The sequence below is a fragment of the Streptomyces sp. NPDC111628 genome (assembly GCF_055635195.1).
Genome location: NZ_JBVKBZ010000003.1, coordinates 269,073 through 292,286, shown reverse-complemented (window position 1 = coordinate 292,286; position 23,214 = coordinate 269,073). Strand labels below are relative to the sequence as shown.

The 23,214-nt window shown below is 72.2% G+C and carries 17 protein-coding genes; all 17 read right to left on the bottom strand.

Annotated features, from left to right (window positions below; genetic code table 11):
- On the bottom strand, positions 1-648 hold the full coding sequence (locus ACZ7MF_RS16225) for a PIG-L deacetylase family protein (RefSeq protein ID WP_471477458.1): 648 nt from the start codon (positions 646-648) through the stop codon (positions 1-3).
- On the bottom strand, positions 645-1,454 hold the full coding sequence (locus ACZ7MF_RS16220; RefSeq protein WP_471477457.1) for a glycosyltransferase family protein: 810 nt from the start codon (positions 1,452-1,454) through the stop codon (positions 645-647). Before ACZ7MF_RS16220 ends, ACZ7MF_RS16225 begins: the two co-directional genes overlap by 4 nt.
- Complete coding sequence (locus tag ACZ7MF_RS16215; RefSeq protein WP_471477456.1) at positions 1,451-2,701, bottom strand: methyltransferase domain-containing protein; 1,251 nt, start codon at positions 2,699-2,701, stop codon at positions 1,451-1,453. The genes ACZ7MF_RS16220 and ACZ7MF_RS16215 overlap by 4 nt, the downstream gene beginning before the upstream one ends.
- Complete coding sequence (locus ACZ7MF_RS16210; protein ID WP_471477455.1) at positions 2,698-3,939, bottom strand: glycosyltransferase; 1,242 nt, start codon at positions 3,937-3,939, stop codon at positions 2,698-2,700. Before ACZ7MF_RS16210 ends, ACZ7MF_RS16215 begins: the two co-directional genes overlap by 4 nt.
- A 2-nt stretch (positions 3,940-3,941) precedes the next feature.
- Positions 3,942-5,174 (bottom strand): O-antigen ligase domain-containing protein, encoded by a 1,233-nt coding sequence (locus ACZ7MF_RS16205; RefSeq protein WP_471477454.1) that lies wholly within the window; start codon positions 5,172-5,174, stop codon positions 3,942-3,944.
- A gap of 1 nt (position 5,175) precedes the next feature.
- Complete coding sequence (locus ACZ7MF_RS16200; protein WP_471477453.1) at positions 5,176-6,717, bottom strand: right-handed parallel beta-helix repeat-containing protein; 1,542 nt, start codon at positions 6,715-6,717, stop codon at positions 5,176-5,178.
- Positions 6,718-6,738: 21 nt separating this feature from the next.
- A complete protein-coding gene (locus tag ACZ7MF_RS16195; RefSeq protein WP_471477452.1) occupies positions 6,739-8,706 on the bottom strand; it encodes an alginate lyase family protein in 1,968 nt (655 codons plus the stop codon).
- Positions 8,703-10,895: a bi-domain-containing oxidoreductase gene (locus ACZ7MF_RS16190; protein WP_471477451.1), complete on the bottom strand. Its 2,193-nt coding sequence runs from the start codon at positions 10,893-10,895 to the stop codon at positions 8,703-8,705. The genes ACZ7MF_RS16195 and ACZ7MF_RS16190 overlap by 4 nt, the downstream gene beginning before the upstream one ends.
- Before the next feature lie 72 nt (positions 10,896-10,967).
- Positions 10,968-12,902, bottom strand: a complete 1,935-nt coding sequence (gene asnB / locus ACZ7MF_RS16185) for an asparagine synthase (glutamine-hydrolyzing) (protein WP_471477450.1) — start codon at positions 12,900-12,902, stop codon at positions 10,968-10,970.
- Positions 12,903-12,905: 3 nt separating this feature from the next.
- Entirely contained in the window at positions 12,906-14,435 is a 1,530-nt protein-coding gene (locus tag ACZ7MF_RS16180) for a Wzz/FepE/Etk N-terminal domain-containing protein (protein WP_471477449.1), read from the bottom strand.
- The gene (locus tag ACZ7MF_RS16175) at positions 14,432-15,799 is read right to left on the bottom strand and encodes a Wzz/FepE/Etk N-terminal domain-containing protein (protein WP_471477448.1); all 1,368 of its coding nucleotides are present in this window, start codon (positions 15,797-15,799) and stop codon (positions 14,432-14,434) included. The genes ACZ7MF_RS16180 and ACZ7MF_RS16175 overlap by 4 nt, the downstream gene beginning before the upstream one ends.
- On the bottom strand, positions 15,796-17,100 hold the full coding sequence (locus ACZ7MF_RS16170) for a glycosyltransferase family 4 protein (RefSeq protein WP_471477447.1): 1,305 nt from the start codon (positions 17,098-17,100) through the stop codon (positions 15,796-15,798). Before ACZ7MF_RS16170 ends, ACZ7MF_RS16175 begins: the two co-directional genes overlap by 4 nt.
- Positions 17,090-18,415 (bottom strand): nucleotide sugar dehydrogenase, encoded by a 1,326-nt coding sequence (locus tag ACZ7MF_RS16165; protein ID WP_471477446.1) that lies wholly within the window; start codon positions 18,413-18,415, stop codon positions 17,090-17,092. Before ACZ7MF_RS16165 ends, ACZ7MF_RS16170 begins: the two co-directional genes overlap by 11 nt.
- Before the next feature lie 70 nt (positions 18,416-18,485).
- The gene (locus ACZ7MF_RS16160) at positions 18,486-19,961 is read right to left on the bottom strand and encodes a sugar transferase (RefSeq protein ID WP_471477445.1); all 1,476 of its coding nucleotides are present in this window, start codon (positions 19,959-19,961) and stop codon (positions 18,486-18,488) included.
- A 480-nt stretch (positions 19,962-20,441) separates the two neighbouring features.
- Positions 20,442-20,837, bottom strand: coding sequence for an ankyrin repeat domain-containing protein (locus ACZ7MF_RS16155; protein WP_471477444.1), 396 nt, complete (start codon positions 20,835-20,837; stop codon positions 20,442-20,444).
- 103 nt (positions 20,838-20,940) lie between these two features.
- Positions 20,941-22,404 (bottom strand): catalase, encoded by a 1,464-nt coding sequence (locus ACZ7MF_RS16150; RefSeq protein ID WP_471477443.1) that lies wholly within the window; start codon positions 22,402-22,404, stop codon positions 20,941-20,943.
- 130 nt (positions 22,405-22,534) lie between these two features.
- Positions 22,535-23,170, bottom strand: coding sequence for a TetR/AcrR family transcriptional regulator (locus ACZ7MF_RS16145; protein WP_471477442.1), 636 nt, complete (start codon positions 23,168-23,170; stop codon positions 22,535-22,537).
- Positions 23,171-23,214: the final 44 nt, after the last annotated feature.

The window sequence follows — 23,214 nt, the reverse complement described above, 5'->3', positions numbered from 1 at the left end:
TCAACCCCCCAGGTTGAGAGTGAGTTTGGCGACGTCGAACGCCTCGGCGTAGCGGGCGTGGCATTCGATGCCGCGGATCCGGGCGAGGCCCAGGAAGGCCTCCCGGTCGTACCAGGGGCGGTGCCGCTGCGAGGGGTAGTGCTCCTGCAGCAGCCGCACCTTCTCTTCGGCGACGTCCTCCGACAGCGGCTGGTACGCCGTCGGGCGGCCCAGGTCGCCGTCCCACTTGACGATCTCGTAGCGCAGCACCAGGTGGTCGCGGAACGCCGTGGTCATCAGCTTCGCCAGACCGCGGTGATCCTGGTGCGCGTCGTCGGTGCGCGGGGACAGCACCAGCTCCGGCTCGGTCCGCCCGCGCAGCTCCTCGACCGCGGCCTTGGCCTCCTCCCAGTGCGCCGGCATCCGGCCGTCCGGCAGCTTGAGCACCGTCGGCCGCAGGTCGGCGCCCGGACAGAAGGCGGCGAGGGCGGCCCGCTCCTCCTGCTCCCGCTCGCCGCCACCGCCGGAGAGCACCAACGCGTCGACGCGCACCCCCGGCCGCGCCAGGCACACCGTCAGCAGCGTGCCGCCGGCGCCGATGGCGATGTCGTCGCAGTGCGCGCCCACCGCGACGATCCGGTCCGGGCTCCCGGCCCCTAGCCGTATCACGCGGACCCCACCCCGGCGGCCGACGTCGCGCCGTCCCGCTCCCACACGGCCCACGGGCGCTCCCCCCGGGCGTAGGCGGCGTCGAGCGCGGCGCGCTCCTTCACCGTGTCGGTCGGCTTCCAGAAGCCCCGGTGCTGGTGTGCCACCAGCCGTCCGCGCTTGGCCAGTTGGGTGCATCCGTCGGCCACCAGGTCCCCGTTCTCCGGGATGTGGTCGAAGACCTCCTGGCGGAGTACGAAGTAGCCGCCGTTCTCCCACAGCGGCAGGTCGCTCACCGCGGTGATGCCACCGACCAGACCGTCCTCGCCGAGGTCCACGCAGTGGAACGAGGACTGCGGCGGCACCACCATCATGGAGGCGCCGGCGTCCCGCCGGGCGAAGGAGTCGATCATCTCGGGCAGCGGCGCGTCGGTGAGCACGTCCGCGTAGTTGGCGAGGAACATCTCGTCGCCGTCCAGGTGGTGCCGTACCCGGCGCAGGCGCTCCCCGATGGGCGACTCGATGCCGGTCTGCGCGAACGTGATCGTCCAGTCGGCGATGTCGGTGGAGAGCAGCTCGGTCCGCCCGCCCCGCAGCACGAAGTCGTTGGAGGTCGTCTCCTCGTAGTGGAGGAAGAAGTCCTTGATGTGGTGGGCCCCGTAGCCCAGGCACAGGATGAACTCCTTGTGCCCGAAGTGCGCGTAGTAGCGCATGACGTGCCAGATCAGCGGCCGCGGGCCGACCATCGCCATGGGTTTGGGCACGTCGTCCAAGGCGCCCTCGCGCATCCGCATCCCGTAGCCGCCGCAGAACAGTACGACCTTCATGCTGTGCCCTTCTCGGACGCGGGCTCGACAACGCTCAGTTCCGGTATGGGGAAGACCAGGCGGCCGCCCCACTCGTGCACGAAGGAGAGCTGCTCGACCAGCTCGTCCCGCAGGTTCCACGGCAGGACGAGGACGTAGTCCGGCCGGTCGGCGGCGATCCGCTCGGGCGACAGGACAGGAATGCGGGTGCCCGGGGTGAACCTGCCGTGCTTGTAGGGATTGCGGTCGACCGTGTACGCGAGCAGGTCGGGCCGGATGCCGCAGTGGTTGAGCAGCGTGTTGCCCTTGCCCGGGGCGCCGTAGCCGACCACCGTGTCGCCGCGCTCGGCCGCCTCGATCAGGAACCGCAGCAGGTCCCGGCGCACCTTGGCCACCCGGGCCGAGAACTCGGTGTACCCGGACAGCTCCCGCAGCCCGGCCGCCTTCTCCCGGTCCAGCACGTCACTCACCCGCCGGCCCGGCTCACCCGCCGCCTCGGCGGGCCGCGCCCACAGCCGGACGGAACCCCCGTGCGTGGGCAGCAGCTCGACGTCCACCAGCGTGAGGCCGCCGCTCGCCAGCGCCCGGACCGCGGACGCGACCGTGTAGTACTGGAAGTGCTCGTGGTAGATCGTGTCGTACTGGTTCTCCTCGATCAGCGTCAGCAGGTGCTGCACCTCGATCGAGACCCAGCCGTCGTCGGCGACCAGCGCGCGCAGCCCCTGGGTGAAGCCGACCACGTCCGGGATGTGCGCGTACACGTTGTTGGCCACCACCAGGTCCGCCGGGCCGTGCTCGGCACGCACGGCCGCACCGGTGTCCGGGCTCAGGAACTCCGTGAGCGTGGGCACCCCCGCCTCCCGCGCCGCCGCCCCGACGTTCACCGACGGCTCCACGCCCAGGCAGCGGATCCCGCGGTCCACCATGTGCCTGAGGAGATACCCGTCGTTGCTCGCCACCTCGACCACGAACGAGTCGGGCCCGAGGCCCAGCCGCTCCACGGCGCCGGTGACGAACGTCCGCGCGTGCTCCACCCAGGAGGTCGAGTACGAGGAGAAGTACGCGTACTGAGTGAACGTCTCCTCCGGCGTGATCAGCGCCGGGATCTGCGCGAGCCAGCAGTCGGTGCACACCCGCAGGTGCAGCGGGTACGCCGGCTCCGGCCGGTCCAGTTGGTCCGCGGCGAGGAAACTCTCGCACGGCGGAGTCGCTCCGAGATCGACGACGCTCTCCATCGCCGCCGAACCGCAGAGTCGGCATCGTGTCATCTACTGCCCCCATCCCCCCTGCCCGCGCGGACGTCCCCGCCGCGAGCCAGTGCCGACCGCCCCGCGATCGCGGTGCGGTACCCCTCCAGCAGGCGCTCCAGGCCGACGGCCGGGCTGAAGCCCTGCTCGTACCGGCGCCGGGCCGCCCGGCCCATCTCCTGGTTGCGCTCCGGCTCCGCCGCGATCCGGCGGATGCGGGACGCGAGCGAGGCGGCCTCGCCCGGCCGGTGCAGCAGCCCGGTCACCCCGTCGTCGACGAGTTCGGCGAAGGCGCCGTGCCCGGCGGCGACGGCCGGTACCCCCGCCGCCATCGCCTCCACGACCACCAGGCCGAACGCCTCCAGCCACGTCGAGGGAGCCACCACGGCCACCGAGCGGGCCAGGGCCCGCCTGCACTGCTCCGGGTCGTACAGGCCGACGTAGCGCACGTCGTCCCGGCCCGCCGCCCAGGCGGTCACCTCGCGTTCCAGCGGCCCCGTGCCCGCGACGACCAGCGGGACGCCCACCCCGCCGTCCGCGGCCAGCTCGTCCCACGCCGTCATGAGCAGCCGTACGCCCTTGGCCTCCGCGAGACGGCCGAGGTACAGCAGGTGCTCGCCGGGGCGCGCACGGCGCGCCTCGGGGTCGGGCACGAAGTTGTGCTTCACCGCCAGCCGTTCGGCCGGCAGCCCCGCCCCCACCAGGACCTCACGCTGCGCCGCCGAGATGCAGAAGAACCGCTCCACACCGGACCACCAGCGCCGCCGGTTCACCGACAGGCCGACCGCGAGCGGCACCGTCGCCAGCCGCGAGTTCCGGTAGCAGCCGTGCCGCACGGCGGGCAGCGGCGCCGCCCCGACGCACTCGGTGCACGGGCGGCCGTCGCGCTGGAGTGTGCCGGGCGGGCAGACCTGCGTGTAGTTGTGCAGCGTGGCGACGGCCGGGACCCCGGCATCGGCGCAGGCCGCCAGCACCGCCGGGGACAGGAGCGGAAAGACGTTGTGCACGTGCACCACGTCCGGCCGCTCGGTGCGCAGCCGGTCGGCCAGCTCCCTGCGGACCGCCGGGTTCCACGGCACGAGGAGCGGCACGGCGACCTTGCCGAGCAGGGACCGCGCGGCGATGTCGTCACTGCGCCGCTCGAACACGCCGACCCGGTGGCCGGCCGCGCGCAGCAGCTCCACCTCCTGGTCGACGACGTTGTTCTCGCCGCTCGGCTGGGCCGAGTTGTAGCGGTTGTGCACCACGAGGACGTGCATGCTCAGGTCACCTCCGGGGTGCGGGCCCAGCGCGGGACGCGTCGGCGAGGGGGTGCGGGCGCCGCGAGGGGCGTGGCCGCGGCGGGCGAGGCCAGCAGCGAGGCGGCCACGGCGAGATGCAGCAGGTACGGCGAGGCGTCGCCCAGCCCCGCCTCGGTGTACGAGGCGAGCGCGCAGTAGCTGATCAGGAAGATCGCGCAGGCCCGCGCCGGTGACGGCGGCCGCAGCAACGCGACGCCGCCCAGCACGAGGAGGACCGCCGCCACCAGACCGACGCCGACCAGACCCTGCTCGTGGTAGACGGCCAGCCAGCTGTTGTCGATCGGCAGCCCGTCGAACGACTTGTCGCCCAGACCGATGCCGAACACCTTCTCGCCGGCCGACCTGGGCGCCGCCAGCAGAGCGTCCCAGACCTTGGCCCGGCCGGTGAGATTGCTGAAGTTCTCCTCGCTCTGACCGCGCAGGAACCACGCGTGCAGCGCCGAGGCGAACGCCACCGCGGCCACCGCCGCGCACAGCACCGCCCAGGAGAAGAACCGGCGGGCGGCGGCGCTGGTGAGGGCGAGCGAGCCGATCGCGAGCGTCAGGCCGACGAGCAGACCGAGAGTGGCCGTGCGGGTATGGGTCAGCACCAGCAGCAGCAGGGACGGAACGATCACCAGGGCCGCGCTGCGCCGGTCGGTCTGGCGGCTCAGCACGAGCAGCAGGGCGAGGCCGATGATCACCGCGGCGTACTGGCCGATCTGGGGCGGGGTGAGCGGCCACAGGGCGCCGACCAGCCGCCCGCCGTACAGGTCGGGCATGGCCGCACCCGGTGAGACGAGCGCGCCCGCGGCCACCGTGCAGAGCACCACGAAGTACATCCGGATGTGGAGCCGGACGAACGTCGGGCCGCCGTCCCACCAGCGACTGAGCAGCCACAGGGTGCCCACGAAGAGGGCCAGCCGGGCACAGCGGAACAGCGCGCCGAAGCCGGACTCCAGGTCCGCGCTGGAGATCACGCTCGGCACCAGCAGCAGGGTGAGCAGGAGCAGGAAGGCGCTCGCGCGCACGCGCAGCCCGAGATTGAGCGCGAGTGCCAGCGAGAACGCGACGGCCAGCGCGCCCATGGTGACCATCTGGATGAGCGAGCGGGGCAGCGGGACGACGGTCTCCGCCCCCGTGGAGCCGAGCGTGTTGAGGACCAGCAGCCCCCAGACCGTCCCGACCAGCTTCGGCGTGCGCTCGGTCGCCATCTCAACCCCCGTCCCGGGCACGCAGGGTGCTGTCCGCGTCCTGCCGGTAGGGCGCGCCCTGCCACTGCCCGAAGTCGAGCACCCCGCTCGGGTCGTGGGCGACGAACTTCCACGGTCCGACGTAGACGTTGTCGTGCCAGCGGTTGTGCTGCCGGAGCGTGACGGCCTCGGCCACCCGCTCGCCCTGGTACGGCGACCAGTCCGGATAGGTGCCGTAGTTGGCCAGCAGCGCCATCCGGTCGCACTTGTCCGTGCACTCGACGACCGTCTTGTCCAGGGTGAAGCGGTTGTCGTGGATGTCCACCCGCTGGGTCTTCCACCGGCAGTCCGCGTACAGCGGTGCGGTCGCGATCGCCGGGCGCGCACAGCGGTCCACGTCCTCCACCAGCAACGTGCAGTCGCCCGAGGAGGTGTTGGCCGGGCTGTTGCAGAACCGGTCCGCGTTCTCCCACAGGGTGATGCCGGACCAGTTGTCCTCGAGCACGTTCCGGTAGATCTCGATCTTGTCCGTGCGCGCCTCGACCCGGGGTTCGCCGCCCGACTCGGAGATGTAGACGGTGGCGTACGGGAAGTCGTCGCCGCCGTCGGAGTTCTCGCGGCCCTCGACCCAGTTGTTGCGCCGGATGGTGTTGTCGCGGACGATCGCGTTGTAGCTGGTCTCGTAGATCAGCGCGGCACCGTCGTTGCCCTCCAGCACGTTGTCCTCGATGAGGAAGTCGTTGTTGTTGGTGTCCGCCCACAGGCCGGTCCCGCGGTTGTGGTGCACCCAGTTGCCGCGTACGTCGGCGCCCTGGACGGCCCAGAACTTGACGCCCCCCGTGCAGCCGCAGCCCGGCCGCTTGCGCTCCCAGTCGCCGGTGTTGTTGCCCGTGATCTCGTTGCCCTCGAGCACGAGGTCGTTGATGATGCCGTCGCCCTTGTACGCGTTGAGGCCGTACTGGCCGTTGTCGCGCAGACAACTGGCCCGGACCTCCTGACGGTCACCGGCCATCAGCCCGGCGCCGGAGTTCCGCTGGATCGTGGCGTGCTCGATCACCCAGCCGTCGGCCGAGTCGTGGTTGACCACACCCTCGTCGTGCGGCGCGTCGAAATCCTGCACGGTGAGATGGCTGATCGTGACGTCCGACGCCGTGCCGCCGAACGCGTACTGGTTGGTCTTCCCGCCGTCGAGCACCGCGCCCGGCGCGCCGAGGTAGCGGTTCCCCTCCTTGGGGACGACCTGGGAGTAGCGGTCGGACGCGAGCCGGTGCTTGCCCGGCCGGAGCCAGAAGGTCGTGTGGGCGGGGCTGTTGCGGGTCTTGTCGGCCAAGTCGCCGACGACCGCCGGATCGACGGTCACCGCACCCGCCGGCGCCTTCGCCGGTCCGGCGGCGGGCTTCTCGCACACCCGGGCCACGTCCCGCGCCCCGGAGGCGGAGGACGGAGCGGTCGGCTCCGGCGCCTCGGTGTCGTCGTCCGGCGTGCCGACACAGCCGGCCGCCAGCAGCGCCAGCGCCAGCGACGCCGCGGCCGACACGGCCCCGCTCCGCCACCTGATCCCCATGCGTCCTCCCTCCTTCCCCGCCTAGCCGCGAAAGCCGAGTACGGTCGTGAACTCCTGTGCGCCGTCCGTGAAACCGGTGCCGACCAGGGTGGTGGCCGGTTCCTTGCGCCCGAAGCCGGGGGAGTACCAGCCCAGCGGCGGTTCGGTCTCCCCGCGATACGCCCGCCAGGACAGCCCGCCGGGCAGGTCGAGCACCGCGGAGCGTTCCTCGCCGTCCCGGGTCCAGGTGAGAGCGGCGCGGCTGCCCACCAGGTCCGCGGCGATCGCCGGGCCGAGGTGGAACGCCAGACGCACGGACCGGCGCGGGCCGCGCACCTCGTCCACCACCCGCAGCTCCCGGCTCGCGGCCGTCAGCTCCACCCGGCGGCGGTGTACGGAGTCCCCGTACCCGTCGTGCTCGGCGCACCAGCGGGACACCCTCTCGTCGGACGTGTCCACGGCCAGGAGCCGGGTGCGGGCCTGCCGGGTCCACAGGAACGGGCCGCCGGAGACGGACTGGTCGGTGCCGTCCAGCTCCAGGGTGTTGTGGCCGAGCGTCGAGCGGAAGTACCCGCGCCACACGGGCTGTCCGTGGTAGCAGTACGTCCCCGGGTCGGCGAGCACGTCGACCCCGTCGTGCCGGACCTCCACCGACAGCGCGTCCGCGTGGGCGTGCGCGGCGATGGACAGGAAGCCGTGTGGACCGCCGTCGCAGCGGCACCAGATCCCGCCGGGGCCGCGCAGCACCGTGAGCCCCGCGTCCGCGAAGTGGGCCGGCCTGCGCGCCGGGCGGGCCGCGGCCCGGCCCGCTCCGTCCCTGCCGTACGGCCGGACCAGCGCCGCCAGCAGCGGGGTGCGCACATCCGTGCCAATCACCTTCGGCCACCAGGGAAGCGACCCGAACACGGCTTCCCCGGTGGCGAGCAGCGAGCCCCAGCGGTCGGTGCCCGCGCCGTCCACCACCAGGCCGTAGCCGTCGTCGGCGTCCCCCTGCCGTGGCGGCCGCAGGCGGTCGTCCACGACGGCGGCGAGCGCGTCGGTCATCCGCAGCAGCACCAGCCGGACCGTCGTGGGAACCGGCACACCCGCGGCGTCCGCCTCCGCCACCGCGGCCAGGCCGAGTTCCAGCACGAGCCCGTGGTACTCGGTGGCCAGCTCCCGGTTGAGGCCGGAGAGGAACGTGTTGCCGCGCAGGTGCCGCTCCAGCGACCGCAGCGCGTCCTCCCGCCACCGTGCCGACTCGGGGAACCACCCGAAGGAGCAGGCCGCGGCCAACTGCCCGGCGGCTTCCGCCACGACGTGGTTGTTCGCCGACGAACCCCGGCTGGGGAAGGCGGCCAGCCAGCGCTGGTGGTGCCAGATCTGCTCCAGCGCCGCCGGGTTGTCCTCGAAGAGCGCGGCCGCGCCCGGCCAGCCGTCGAGCAGCCGGCGGATCCACACCCAGGACAGCAGCCGGATCCCCAGCTCGATGGCGCTGACCCAGTGCACCCCGCGCAGCGGCGCGTTGGACGCCCACCACGACCGCAGGTGCCCGGCCACGCGCTCGGCGTACCGCTCGTCGCCGGTGACCGCGTAGGCGGCGGCGAGCACGGTGAGGTACTGGTGCCGGGACGGCTCCCAGATCTGCTTGATGTCCCCGACCGCGTCCTCGTCGCGGTACGGCACGTCGAAGGCGTAGCCCGACGGCGCCCGGCGCCCGGTCTTCGGGTCGAACCACCAGTCCGGATCGACCAGGTCGTCGCGGAGCACACCGAAGTACTCGACGTGCCCGGCCAGCAGGCGGTCCGCCTCGGCGACGAGGCGCTTCGCGGCGTCCGGCGGCACCGCGGCGACCGTCCCGGGGGGCAGGACCGCGGTGAACCGGGCCCCCGTCACGCTCGGGGCCTGTGGCCGCGCCGACCGCCACCGTCGCCTGCGCACCGTGTCGCCCACCCGGCCGCCCACCTCGCGCGGCCCCATCCGGGACAGCCGCCGCAGGTACCAGCCCGCACTCCCCGGGGTCACCGTCATCGCGCCTCCGCCAGGGTCACCGGAGCGCCGCCGGCCAGAGCGGCCCGCACGGCGAGGGTGGCCGCCGTGGTGGCGACCAGCGACTCCAGCGGCACCGGCATCGGCCCGCCGGTCCGCACCGCCCGGACGAACGCGGCCAGTTCGGCCGACTGACCCTTGTCCCGGGCCTTGGGCAGCCGCGAACTGACCCACCGCTTGCGGCCGTCGTAGACCGAACTGCGGACGAAGTCGTCGAGCTGCAGCACCTTGCCGTCCGCGACCAGGTCCAGCGTCTCCTTGGGGAAACCGGCCGCGCCGGTGGTGACGTAGCTGAGGGTGGCGGTGGACCCGTCCGGGTAGCCCAGCACGACCTGCAGATCCTCGTTGCCGGACGGGGCGAGCGCGTACACCGAGACCGGGTCGGCCCCGAGCAGCCAGCTCGCCGTGTCGACGAAGTGCCCGCCCTCACCGGCGAACCGCGAGCCCTCGGTGCCCTGCTGGAGGTACCAGCTGCCGTGGTCGAGGCGCCCCGCGTTGACGAGGTAGCGCAGGCTCGCCGGCCCGCTGCGGGCGCCGAACCGCTTCCTGGCCTCCTGGAGCAGGGGCGCGAACCGGCGGTTGAAGCCCACCTGCACCCGGTCGTTGCCGGACTCCTCCACCGCCGCGAGCACTCCGGTCAGCTCCTCCCCGGTCAGCGCCAGCGGCTTCTCCACGAACACGGCCTTGCCGGCCAGCAGCGCCTTGCGGGTCAGTTCGGCGTGCGAGCTGTGCCGGGTGACCACGAACACCGCGTCGACGGACGCGTCGCCGAGCACGGCGTCCAGATCGGTGGTCGCCTCCCTGAACCCGAACTTGCGCTGCGCGTTGGCCGCGGACAGCGCCGTCGTGGTGACGACCGTCGACAGCTCGACGCCCTCGCGCCGTGCCAGATGCGGCAGCAGCATCGACGTCGCGTAGTTCCCCGCGCCGACGAACGCCAGCCGCACCGGTGTCCGGGCGGCCCGTGCCGGGGCGGACGCTCTGCCGCCGCGCCGCACCGCGGGCACCGTCACCGCCGGTGCCTCGGCCGGTGCCTCCCCGTCGGGCTGCCCGGGGTACCGGAACAGCACGGCGACGGCCTTGAGGGCGCCGTCCTCCAGGCTCCGGTACGTCTCGACCGCGTCGTCGAAGTCGGCGGTACGGGTGATCAGCGGCGCCACGTCGACCCGGCCCCGGGCGACGAGGTCGAGGAAGCACGCAAGATTGCGCCGCTCGGTCCAGCGCACGTAGCCGATCGGGTAGTCCCGCCCCTCCAGCTCGTACTCCGGGTCGTAGCGACCCGGGCCGTAGGAGCGGGAGAACCGGACGTCGAGCTCCTTCTCGTAGTACGCGTTCCACGGCAGGTCCAGGCGGCACTTGCCGATGTCGACGACCCGGCCGCGGTCCCGGCACAGCCGCGCGGCCAGCTCGACGGGCTGGTTGCTGCCGCCGCCGGCGGCCAGGTACACCTGGTCCACGCCGTGGCCGTCGGTGAGTTCGGCGACGGCACTCTCCACGGCCGGGGACGCGGGATCGCCGCAGGCGGCGGCACCCAGCCGCTCGGCCAGCTCGCAGCGTTCCGCGTCGGGGTCGGCCCCGACCACCCGGACACCCGAGGCGACGAGCAGCTGCACCACCAGCTGGCCGATCAGCCCGAGCCCGATGACCAGAGCCGTTTCGCCGAGCCGCGACTCGCCCTGGCGGACGCCCTGCAACGCGATCGAACCGACGGTGCCGAAGGCCGCGTCCCGCGGCGCGACACCGTCCGGCACCGGGGCGTACAGGTTCCTCGGCACCCAGTTCAGCTCGGCGTGCAGGGCGTGCTCGTTGCCGGCGCAGGCCACGAGGTCGCCGGCCTTCACGTCGTCGATCCCCTCGCCGACCTGCTCGACCACCCCGCACAGCGAGTAGCCGAGCGGCGTGTAGGAGTCCAGCTTGCCCATCACCTTGCGATAGGTGGCGGGCACCCCGTTGGTGGCCACGCTCTGCACGACCTTGGCCACCTGGTCCGGCCTGGACCTCGCCTTGCCCAGCATCGACATGCCGGCCTCGGACACCTTCATCAGCTCGGTGCCGGTGGAGATCAGGGAGTAGGCGGTCCGCACCAGCACGCCGCCCGGCTTGCAGCCCGGCACCGGCACGTCGAGCAGCGCCAGCTCGCCGCTCTTGTAGTTCTGCACAACCTGTTTCACCGAAGGTCCTCTTGTCTCTCTGCCGGTCGTGGTGCGGGGGAGGTGCTGAGGGGTGGGGGAGGTGCTGAGGCGCTACGCCGTCGACGAGGAGTGGTGGCCGGACCCGGAGGTCGCGCCCCGGTACCAGTACTCGAGGGTCAGCACGTGCCACAGGTGTTTGGAGAAGTCCCGCTGCCCGGCGGCGTCCTCGGCGACGAGCCGCCGCAGCGCGTCCCGGCGCAGGAACCCGGACCGGACCAGTTCGCCGTCGTTCACCACCTCGCGCACCAGCGGCGCCAGGTCGCGGCTCATCCAGGCCCGCAGCGGGGCGCTGAACAGGCCCTTGGGCCGGTACACGATCTCCCGGGGCAGGACCGAGGTGGCCGCCTCCTTCAGGACTGCCTTGCCCTGCCGCCCGACGATCTTGCGCTCACCGGGCACGGCGAACGCCGCCTTCACCACCTCGACGTCCACGTACGGCACCCGCACCTCGGTCGACGCGGCCATGCTGGAGCGGTCCGTGTAGGCGAGGTTCAGGCCCGGCAGGAACATCCGAGCGTCGGCCAGGCACATGCGGTTCACGAAGTCGTCGAGGTCGTTGTCCTCGTAGACGTCCGCATGCTCGGTCAGCACGTCCTCGACCGTGCCCGCCAGATCCGGATCGATCAGGCCGAGCAGCTCCTGACGGTCGTACATCGTGTAGCTGCGGCGGAAGGCGGTCTCCTGCGGCAGATCGGCGAAGGACAGGAACCGCTTCGCGAAGCGCACCGACCGGTACCCCCGGCGGCTGGACGCGACCGGCAGCCGGCCCACGGCCGCGGACACCCCGCGCCGCAGCGGCCGCGGGACGCGCTGGTAGCGCAGCGCCAGCACGTTGGCCAGGTGCTTGCGGTAGCCGGCGAACAGCTCGTCGGCGCCCATTCCCGAGAGCATCACCTTGACCCCGGCCTCCCGGGCGGCCGAGCAGATCAGGAACGTGTTGATCGCGGCGGGGTCGCCGATCGGCTCGTCCAGGTGGTACGTCATGCGCGGCAGCAGGTCGAGCACGTCCGGGGCGATCTCGATCTCGTGCAGGTCGACGCCGAACCGCTCGGCCACCTGCCGGGCGTAGCGCAGGTCGTCGGGCATCGCCTCGAACCTGGCGTCCTCGGCGCGGAACCCGATCGTGTAGGCGGAGATACCGGGCCGGTCGCGGGCCGCCAGCGCGGTCAGATAGCTGGAGTCCAGCCCGCCGGAGAGGAACGTCGCCACCGGCACGTCGGAGAGCAGGTGGCGCCGGGTCGACTCCTCGACGACGGTGGCCAGGTCCGGCCGCTCGCCGCTCAGGGCACGCTCGCGGCCCTCGGCGGCGACGTCCCGCAGGTTCCAGAACCGGCCGCGCTCCACCCGGCCGTCGGGCCGGCAGCGCAGCCAGCTGCCCGGCGGCAGCTTCTCCGCCTCGCGGAACGCGCAGCGCGAGTCCGGCACCCAGTAGTACAGCAGCGAGGCCACCAGCGCCGCGTGGTCCACCTCCAGCTTCCCGCCGGTCGCGGCGGCGAGCGCCTTGAGCTCGGAGGCGAACACCAGGCCCGCGCCGCGCCGGAGCAGGAACAGCGGCTTGATGCCGAGCTGGTCGCGGGCGAGCACCAGTTCACCGGTGCGCTCGTCGAAGACCGCGAACGCGAACATGCCGCGCAGCCGGGGCAGACAGTCCGTGCCCCAGCGCCGCCAGGCCTCCAGGACCACCTCCGTGTCGGAGGTGCCGCGGAAGCGGACCCCGGCCGACTCCAGCTCGGTGCGCAGCTCGGGCGCGTTGTACAGCTCGCCGTTGTACGTCAGGGCGAGTCCGTCCGAGACCATCGGCTGGGCGCCGGTGGTGGACAGGTCGATGATGGCCAGCCGGCGGTGCCCGAGATGCACCTCGCCCACGCCGGCGGGGTGGCTGTAGCGGCCCGCCCCGTCCGGACCGCGGTGGGCGAGGATCTCGGTGAGCCGGTCGGTCACGGCCTTGCCGTCCGGCCAGTGGTACGTGCCTGCGATGCCGCACATGTGCTACCGCGCCTCCTGATCGCTGTCCGGGACCGTCGCGGCCGGCATCGGCGGCCGTTCCGCCCGGAGCCTCCCGGCCCCGTTGTGTCGCCTCGGCCCTTCGTCATGGCCGCGCGGCGCGATGTGCGTGCCGTCCCACAGGGTGCCGTCGGTCCGGTCACGCGGATCGGGGTCGATCAGGACCACGCCGATCACCGTGATGCGCTGGTCCGCGAGCTGCCGCGCCACGGTGTGCAGCCACGCGGTGCTGCCGTGCCCGGCCCGCACGACGAGCACCGTCCGGCTGCCGAGGTACCGCAGGTCGGTCCACGCCGTGCCGGGCGCCACCGAGCCGACGCCGAGTCTGCGCCCCTGGTGCCCTTCGGCCGTGGCCCGTTCGCCGCTCAGCACGGTCGGGCCCCCGGACTTCCGGTGGGCGCCCGCGAGCCGCGTGCCGGGCAGACCGTCGACGACGACCACGGGCCCGTCCGCCTCCAGCGCTCCGGCGACGTCCAGGGCGATCAGGCCGGTGCCGCGCGCACAGCCCAGTTCCAGCAGGGACACCGGTTCCGCGGAGCCGCGCACGACGCGGGTCAGCGTGGTGGTGAGCCGCTCACGTGCCGCCCGGCTCCGCCGGCGCCGCCACGACCGGGCCGACCGGCGCGGCCCGCGGCGCAGCTCCGCGAGGACGGAGGCGCCCAGGTTCGCCGCGATCTCCCGGCGCAGCACGGGGCGGTCCGCGACCACGGCGCCCACCGCGGAGAGCGCGAGCCCCAGGACGAGTCCGAGGGCGAGCCCGATGGCGGCGTCGGTGGCCACGGCCCTGGGCAGCGAGTGCTCCACCGCGTGCGGCGCGTCCACGATCTGCGTGCCGGCGACGACCTCGGGCGTGCCGGTGAGCGCTTCCGCGGCCCGCTGGTCGAATTCGGCGATCCGCGAGTCGAGCTCGGCCCGGCGGGCGAAGAGCGACTCGATGCTCGCCGACGCCTTCGGTTCGTCGTCCGGTGAGCGGTCCCCGATCGCGCTGTTGACCTCGGCGAGCTCCTTGCGCATACGGTCCCGCTGGTCCAGCAGGGACTTGGACTCGGCCTCGGCGGCCTCCCGCATCCGCCGCACGTGGTCCGCGACGAACGTGTCGGCCAGCGCCTTGGCCCGGGCGACCGCTTCCGCGTCGCTGTCGGCCGTCACGTCGATCTGCAGCAGGTTGTTGGTCAGTCCGGTGCCCCGGTAGTCCCGCATGAAGTCTTCCGGGTTCTCCCGGGAGTTGAGGGAGCGCAGGGCGGCGGCGGCGATCCGCGTGGTGTCCAGCAGTTCGACATCCGTGCGGATCAGTGTTCCGGTGTCGTTCGGCTGGTCGTCCTTGTGCGCGACCAGCACCTTGGTGACCGCGGTCGGCCGGGGCGGCAGCAGGACCGCCACCGCCGCGCCGAGCAGCAGGCCCAGCAGGGCCAGCGAGCCCCACAGGCGCCGTCGCCTGCGCACCGCCACGACCAGTGCCTGCAGGTCCAGCAGGGGAGCGGAGGCCGACGGCTGTGCAGCCGTGCCCGTCGTCATGTGACACCTCCCGTCGCGTGGTCGTGCACCGCAGCCCCTGCGGCGGCGTTCTCCCGGGACTCGTCGGCCGCCCCCGTCGGACGGGCCCGGACCGCGCCGGCGACGACGACGCCGACGACCTCGTGCCCGCCGTCCGCGCACGCCTCGGCGACACCGGCGAGTTCCTCGGCGGTCCGGGCGCCCGCGCTGAGCACGACCAGGGCCCCGGACTCGGTGTCGCGGTCGGGCACCATCGGGCGGGCCACCGAGACCTCCACCACCCGCAGCCGCGGATCGTCCTCGGCCCCGGCGGCGAGCTGTCCGGCCGCCCGGCGGGCCACGTCGTCGTCGTCCGGCACGACGACCAGCAGCCGCCGGGCCGTGGGCACCCGTTCCCGCAGGCGGGCCCGGACCCGCCGGTAGCGCAGCCGCCGGCCGGCCTCGTCGCCGGAGGACTGCGGGGTCGGCAGGTCCCACCGGACGTCGACGCCCAGCAGCCGCCGGAACCGGGCCCGCGCGCCGCGCGCCTTCGGCCGGTGGGCGCGCCGGTCACCGGGTACGTCCACGGTCCCCAGCAGCGCCGTTCCCAGCGCCGCGGCGATCTCGGGTTCGGAGCGCAGCCGCCGGTTCACCCGCGCCGCGGTGAGATGACCGATGACGGCGAGCACGAAGAACAGCAGCGCGCCGCCGCCGATCAGCTGGAGCCGCGTCGGCGGAGCCTCGCCGGTCGGCCGGGCCGCCGGACCCATGACGACCATGCCGGCCCGGTTGTTCGACGGGTCGGCCTCCTCCAGTTTCTGCATGGCGTCCTGCAGCGCGCTGCGCAGCTTCTCCAGCTCGGTGCGGGCCTGGACGCTCTCCACGGTCTGCCCGGGATCGGCCGCGTTGGCCAGATCGGTGATGCGGCGGTTGGTCCGCGTCACCTGCTCCCGCAGTGCCTCCGGCCCCGCTGCCTCGTCGGGTCCGGCGGTGCCGCTCGCGATCCGTGCCGCGTACGTCACGAACTGCTGGGCCACCTCGTCGGAGAGCCGCTGCGCACGCTCCGGGGTTTCGGCCGTCCCAGAGATCTTGACGATGTTCCCGTCGGCGGTCTCGGCGCTCACCCGGTCGCGCAGCTCGCTGTCGCTCACCCCGTTCCAGCGCAGCTCGTCGGCCGCCCGGGCGACCACCGCCGAACTGGTCGCGATCTCCACCTGGGTGATCAGCTCGCGCTGTTCCCACGGCCCCGGCAGCAGGACCGAAGCCGACGCCGTGTAGCGCGGCGGGAACAGTACCGACACGCCGTAGCCGACCAGCGCGCCCAGCACGACGAGGACGGCGAGCAGCCGCCGGCGCCGCCGGAGAATTCGCCCGACCGTGACCAGGCGTATCGTGTCATCGCTCAACTGCGCGGCCTTCTCCCTGCTTTGAGCCCTGATCGGACCGGGGTGCCCGCCGACACCGGAGTGTGGTCACGGCAGGCGGCGGCGTACGCGGCGAGCAGCGCCGCCTGCGAGTTGCGCCAGGAGAGCCGTCCGGTGACCCGTTCCTGGCCGATCTTGCCCATCCGGGCGCGCTCGTCCGGATCGTCCAGTAACCGCGCGACGAGCCGGGCGAACTCCGCCTCGTCGTTGGCGGGTGCGTAGAGGGCGGCCTCCCCGGCGGAGACCCGCGCCTCCCGGAGGTCGAAGGAGACGATCGGCCGGCCCATCGCCATGTACTCCAGGACCTTGTTCATCGTCGACACGTCGTTGAGAGGGTTGCGGGGGTCGGGGGAGAGGCACACGTCCGCGGTGGAGAGGTGGCGCACCAGGTCGGCGTCCGGAATGCGTCCGGTGAACCGCACCTGCTCGTCGAGTCCCAGCGACCGGGACAGCGCCACCATCTGGTCGAAGGCGTCGCCGGAGCCGATGAACACCGCGTGCCAGTCCGTCCGCCCGACATCGTCGCGCAGTTTCGCCAGGGCCCGCAGGGCGTAGTCGACGCCGTCCTGGGGTCCCATGACGCCGAGGTAGCACAGCAGATGGGGCTTGCCCCGCTTCAACTCCGGTTCGGGCGGCACCGGCTGGAAGCGGTCGGTCGCCGGTGCGCTGCGCACCACGAAGACGTCGTCGGGGCGGCGGCCGCCACGGCGTATCGCGACGTCCTTGTAGCTCTCGTTCGTGGCGAGCACGACGTCCGCCGCCCGGTAGGTCCACCGTTCCAGTGCGCACACGGCGCGGTAGAGCAGGTCCTTGCCGCGTCCGAAGCGGGACAGGTACAGCTCGGGTATCAGGTCGTGCTGGTCGAAGACGAACCGCGCGCCGCGCCTCTTCAGCCACAGCGCCGGCAGGAACAGCAGATCCGGCGGGTTGCAGGCGTGGACCACGTCGACCGGGCCGACCCGGCGGGCCAGCCGGGCAGTGTGCCAGAGCGCCGCCCCGTACTCCCGCAGGTAGCCGGCCGGTCCTCCGGTGGCGGCGCGCAACGGATAACGGTGGATGCGCACCCCGTCGAGGACCGCTTCCGCCTCCGTGTCCCGCTTGCTGCCCCGGGGACAGATGACGTGCACCTCCCATCCCGCGTCGCGCAGGGTCGTCGCCTCCTGCCACACCCGCCGGTCGAAGGGCACCGACAGGTTCTCCACCAGGATCAGGGCGCGCCGCCCCGGCCGGTCGCCGGCTGTGCCACCGAACGGCGTTTCACCAGACGTCGTGTCACCAAGCAAGGCCCATGTACCCCGGTTCGGTCCGGCGCGTGTCGGCGTCGGGAAGGTGGATGAGGTCGATCAGCAGCGGACCGCCGCCATGGGGCAGCGCCGACAGCACGGCCGGGTCCCTGGTCCCCACCAGGCACACCTCGGCGTGGTCGAGGACCTCGTCGACGGAGTCCGCGAGCAGCTGGGCGAGGTGCGGCAGCCGGGTCTCGACGTACTCGCGGTTCGCGCCGAGCAGTCGGGACAGGCTCACGTTGGCGTCGTGGATCCTGAGGTCGTAGCCCTTGCCGAAGAGCCGCTCCGCCAGCTCGACGAGCGGACTCTCGCGAAGGTCGTCGGTGCCGGGTTTGAAGGACAGTCCGAACATCCCCACCCGGCGCTTGCCGGAGCGCTCCACCAGCTCGACCGCGCGCTCCAGGTGCGCGGAGTTGGAGGGCAGCACATGGGAGAGGATGGGCACCGACACATCGGCCCGCTGTGCCGCGTGGACCAGGCTCCGCAGGTCCTTGGGCAGGCAGGAGCCGCCGAAGGCGAAACCGGGCCGCAGGTAGGCGGGGCTGATGTTCAGCTTGCGGTCGGCCAGGAACACGTCCATCACCTGGTGCGAGTCCACCCCGAGCGCCTGGCACACCGCGCCCAGCTCGTTCGCGAAGCCGATCTTGAGGCCGTGGAAGGCGTTGTCGGCGTACTTGATCGCCTCGGCCGTCGGGACCGGCACCCGGAACACCTCGCCGGGCAAGCTGTCGTACAGTGCCAGCACCGCGTCGCCACTGGCCGGGTCGAGTTCGCCGATGACGGTCTTGGGCGGGTCGAAGAAGTCCCGCACGCTCGTGCCCTCGCGCAGGAACTCCGGGTTGACCGCGACCCCGAAGTCCACCCCGGCGGTGCCGCCGACGTACTTCTCCAGGATCGGCACCAGCAGATTCGTGCAGGTGCCCGGGAGCATGGTGCTGCGGAACACCACCGTGTGCCGCCCGCCCTGCCTCCCACGGTCCGCCAGCGCGGCGCCGATCTCCTCCGTGACCCGTTCCAAGTACGTGGTGCACAGGCTGCCGTTGGGCTCCGACGGGGTGCCCACGCAGACCAGGGATATCTCGCTCTCCATGATCGCCTCGCGGACGTCACCGGTGGCGCGCAACGCCCCGCTGCCCACGACCTCGGCGATCAGCTCGCCGATCCGCTCCTCGACCACCGGGGCCTTGCCGTCGTTGACCAGGTCGACCTTCACCTGGTTCACGTCCACCCCGACGACCTCGTGCCCCATGCCGGCCAGGCACGCGGCCGACACGCAGCCCACGTAGCCGAGGCCGAAAACGCTGACCCTCATGACCCGTTCCTCCCCCCAGGCAGACCCCGACGGCCTGCGCCTCGCGCGTCGGCCCGGCGGCCGCCGTGCATCAGTACGCCCCCTGCCCGTGGACCACCGCGCGCAGCGTCTTCCACAAGATCACTGTGTCCAGCGCGAGCGACCAGTCCTCCACGTACCGCAGGTCCAGCCGGACGGCCTCCTCCCACGGCAGGTCGCTGCGTCCGCTGATCTGCCACAGGCCGGTGAGTCCTGGCTTGACCAGCAGCCGTCTTCGGATGTCCGGACCGTACGCGGCGGACTCCTCGGGCAGCGGCGGCCGCGGTCCCACGAGCGACATCGATCCGGTGAGCACGTTGAAGAGCTGCGGCAGCTCGTCGACCGAGTACCGGCGCAGCACCGCACCGACCCGGGTGACCCGCGGGTCCCGGCGGAGCTTGAACAGCAGGCCCGCGCCCTCGTTGCGGTCGGCCAGCGCGGCACGTGCCCCGTCGGCACCCACGACCATGGTGCGGAACTTGAGAATGGTGAACTCGCGGCCGTCCTTGCCGACCCGGCGCTGGCGGTAGAACGCCCCGCCCCGGCTGTCCATCAGGACGAGCAGCGCGACGAACAGCATCAGGGGTGCGAACAGTGTCAGCAGGATCGCCGCGCCCAGCCGGTCGACGACCGCCTTGACCGCGCGGCGGCCCCCGGTGAAGGTCGGCATGCTGACCCGCAGCAGCGGGATCCCGAGCACCGCGTCGACGTGCAGCCGCGGGCCGGCCACCTCCATCAGGACGGGAGCGACGACCATCTCGGCGTCGCTGCCCTCCAGGTTCCAGGCGAGCCGCTGCAGGCGGTGCGGTGACCAGTGCGGGTCCGGGGTGACCGCCACCACCCGGTAGCCGTCGCGGCGGACATGGTGGGCGACGTGCTCCAGTGGGCCGACGACCGGCACTCCGTCCAGTTGGTCACCCTCGAGCCCGTCGTCCGTCGTGCACACCGCGTCCACGCGCCAGCCGAGGTGCGGGAACCGCCGGGTCCGGGCGATCAGATCGCGCACCGTGGCCGGACTCCCGGCGGCCAGCACGGGTCTGAGGCAGCGCCCCTGCTTGCGCTGTCTGTGCAGCCGGACGCGCAGCGCGTAGCGCGCGACCATGGTGCAGATGGCGATCGCGGGGACGGCGACGAAGATCCAGAGTTTGATGTTGCGCGAGGTGAGGGCTATTCCGCCGAGCGCCAGCACGACGGTCGCCATGAACAGTGAGCGACCGAGCCGACGGAATTCCTCGGCGCCCTGGCCGAGCACGGCCGGTGCCCACGACCGGCTCACCGCGAGGGCGCCCAGGACCAGCAGCCAGGTGCCGAACGCGAGAATTCCCCATTTCTCGTGCCAGTTGGCCGCGTCCCGGACTCCGAAGAAATTGCCGATGCCCGCCACCACGAAAGCGGTGGTCGCGGTGTCGCTGGTGATCACGGTACGGCGGTACCGCTGCTCCCAGTCGCTCGCGAGCCGGCTGGTTGCCCCGTCCGCCAACTGCCCGCGCGCAGACGGAAACGGGCTGACCACTCCCCCTTGCCGCACAGAACCCCCCAGGTTCCCAGTGGTTCGACGTGTTCGCCTAGCACTGTTCCTCCCCCTCGGGAGGCCCCCGCCTCCCGCGCCGCGCTGTTCCTCCCCACGGGCGGCCCCCCGGCCTGCCCGCGCACAACGTTCCGGCTATGTCACATCAATACGAGCAATGCACAGTGACAACAGCAGACCCCCCTGCTCCGGACCTAAAGATCATTACCGGTCGCCTCGTGCCTGAACAGCTGAAGCACGGTCAATCTAGACCATCGGGGCCACTGTGTAGAGAGGATGTGTGTAATTCGTGCTCACGCTTTGGGAGTTGATCAAGCAAGCTGTGAATGTCCGCCGATGTCTTCACGCCACCACGTAAGGCCGGGTGCCGAGTTCGACGGCCATTCTCCCGCCTCCGGTGCACGCCCGCACCGATGGTTCACGCCATGTGGGGGTCGAGTGACTACGAGATTGCGTCACTGCGGCGGGAGCAGGGCCGGATCAGCTCGCGAGCAAGTGGGTCCGGCCGAACATGGCCGCGGCGGCCCGCGCGGTCGGCGTTCCGGAGTCCAGGTCCGCGCCGGCCCGACGCAGTACCGCCACGACGTCGTCGGCACCCTTGAACAGGGCGCCGGCGATGGGGGACTGGTCGCGGTCGTTGCGGAGGTCCGGGTCGGCGCCGTGCCGGATCAGGGTCCGCACGGTGTCCGCGTGACCGTGGTAGGCGGCGAGCATGAGGAGGGAGTTGCCCGCGGGGTCCCGTACGTCGACCGGCAGCCCGTGCTGCACGAACTCCACCAGCTGCTCGGTGCTGCCCTCGCGGGCCAGATCCATGGCGATGGCGAGCACGCGCTCCGTCTGCTCGGGAGTCAGTCCACCGCTGTTGTGCATGTCCATGAAATAGGTCTCCGTGGCGGTACGCCCGCACCGGCGCGGGCACCTCGGGGGTGCCCGCGCCGGTGCGGTGCGGGTGTACCGCGTGTGTTGCTGACCGGCAGGATCAGAGGTTGCCGGCGGCCAGGGCCTCGATCGCCTTGCGGACGCCCGCGCCGTAGGCCGGGTCGGCCTGGGTGCAGTTGCCGATGTGGCGCTCGATGGTCTGCTGCGAGGCGCCGTCGATGGCGCGCGCCGTGTTCTCGAACAGAACCTGCTGCTGCTCCGGGCTCATCTGCCGGAAGAGGTTGCCGGGCTGCTCGAAGTAGTTGTCGTCGTCCTCGCGGTAGTTGAACCGGTCGGCGACGGCGCCCACGGCCTGGGCCGGGTCGCGGTAGGCCGGCTGCTCCTGCCAGCGCCCGTAGGAGTTGGGCTCGATGCCCGGGGTGGCTCCCTGGTTGCCGTCGACGCGCATGGCGCCGTCGCGGTGGTAGGAGTTCACCGGGTTCTTCGGGGCGTTGACCGGGATCTGGTGGTGGTTGACGCCGAGGCGGTAGCGCTGGGCGTCGCCGTAGGAGAAGAGGCGGCCCTGCAGCATCCGGTCGGGGGAGAAGCTGATGCCCGGGACCACGTTGGCCGGGCTGAAGGCGGCCTGCTCCACGTCCGCGAAGTAGTTCTCGGGGTTGCGGTTGAGCTCCCACTCGCCGACCTCGATCAGCGGGTAGTCCTTCTTCGACCAGACCTTGGTGAGGTCGAAGGGGTGGAAGCGGTAGTTCTCGGCGTCGGCCTCCGGCATGACCTGGATGAACAGCTTCCACTTCGGGAAGTCGCCGTCCTCGATCGCGTCGAAGAGGTCGCGCTGGTGGGACTCGCGGTCCTTGCCGACCAGGGCCCCGGCCTCGGCGTCGGTGAGGTTCTTGATGCCCTGCTGGGTGCGGTGGTGGAACTTGACCCAGAACCGCTCGCCCTCGGCGTTGATCAGGCTGTACGTGTGCGAGCCGAACCCGTGCATGTGCCGGTAGGAGGCCGGGATGCCGCGCTCCGACATCACGATCGTGACCTGGTGCAGGGCCTCGGGGAGGTTGGTCCAGAAGTCCCAGTTGTTCTCGGCGTTGCGCAGGTTGGTGCGCGGGTCGCGCTTCACCGCGTGGTTGAGGTCCGGGAACTTCAGCGGGTCGCGGAAGAAGAAGACCGGGGTGTTGTTCCCGACCAGGTCCCAGTTGCCCTCGTCCGTGTAGAACTTCACGGCGAAGCCGCGGATGTCGCGCTCCGCGTCGGCGGCACCGCGCTCACCGGCGACGGTGGAGAACCGGGTGAACAGCGGGGTCTTCTTGCCGATCTCGGAGAAGATCTTCGCGTTGGTGTACCGGGTGATGTCGTGGGTGACCGTGAAGGTGCCGAAGGCGCCCGAGCCCTTGGCGTGCATCCGGCGCTCCGGGATGACCTCCCGGCCGAAGTGCGCGAGCTTCTCCAGGAACCACACGTCCTGCAGGAGCATCGGACCGCGCGGGCCGGAGGTCAGTGAGTTCTGGTTGTCGGGAACCGGTGCACCGGCAACCGTGGTCAGCGGCTTCTGGTTGTTCTCAGGCAAGGCTTGCTCCTCGGTGTGGTTCTTCGCAACCACCACCCTACCTTGGACAGGTTCTAAGGCAAGGCGGCATCTAGAGCAATATTCGCTCTTGAATTGATGCCGAAGCCTGCTAGGGTGCCGCGCGCCCTGCCTACGGGGCGGGAGCCGACAGATTCGGCCGGGCGGGCGGCGGGTGCGGCAGGGTGCGGGTGCCGGGGGCGCGCAGCCCGTCGAGGGTCAGATCGAGATAGCGCCGCCAGATCTGCGGATGCGTGTCCAGCAGCGGGAGTGCCGTCTGGTGGATTCCGCCCAGCAGCAGCACGACGTCCGTCCCCGTGACGTCGTCGCGGACGTGCCCCTGCTCCTTCGCCCGGTCCGTGAGGAACTCCACGGTCGCGCAGAGCCCGCCGATCGCGTCCCGCACCTGGGCGTGTTGCAGCGAGGGCCGCCCGATCACCTCGCAGAACGCCCGGTCGCCGGCGAGTGCCTCGACGCCCGTGGTCATGAACTCCCGCAGCGCCTGGCCCGCGTCGTCGGCCTGCTGGAGGCGGGTCGCCGAGGCGGTGAGCCGCTCGAGAAGTTGCAGCATGATCGCCGCGAGCAGGTCGTCCTTCGTGGCGAAGTGCCGGAACACGGTGCCCTTGGCGAGACCGGCCCGCTGCGCGATCTCGCTCATCGACACGTCCACCCCGCACTCGGCGAACGCCTCGGTCGCCGCCGTGAGGAGGTGACGCCTGTTGCGCATCATGTCCGCCCGGGGGCCGGGAGCCGTCGTTCGGTCCGTCATGCCACCTCCGCTTTCGCCCGCAGCCTAACACCGAAGATGACCGC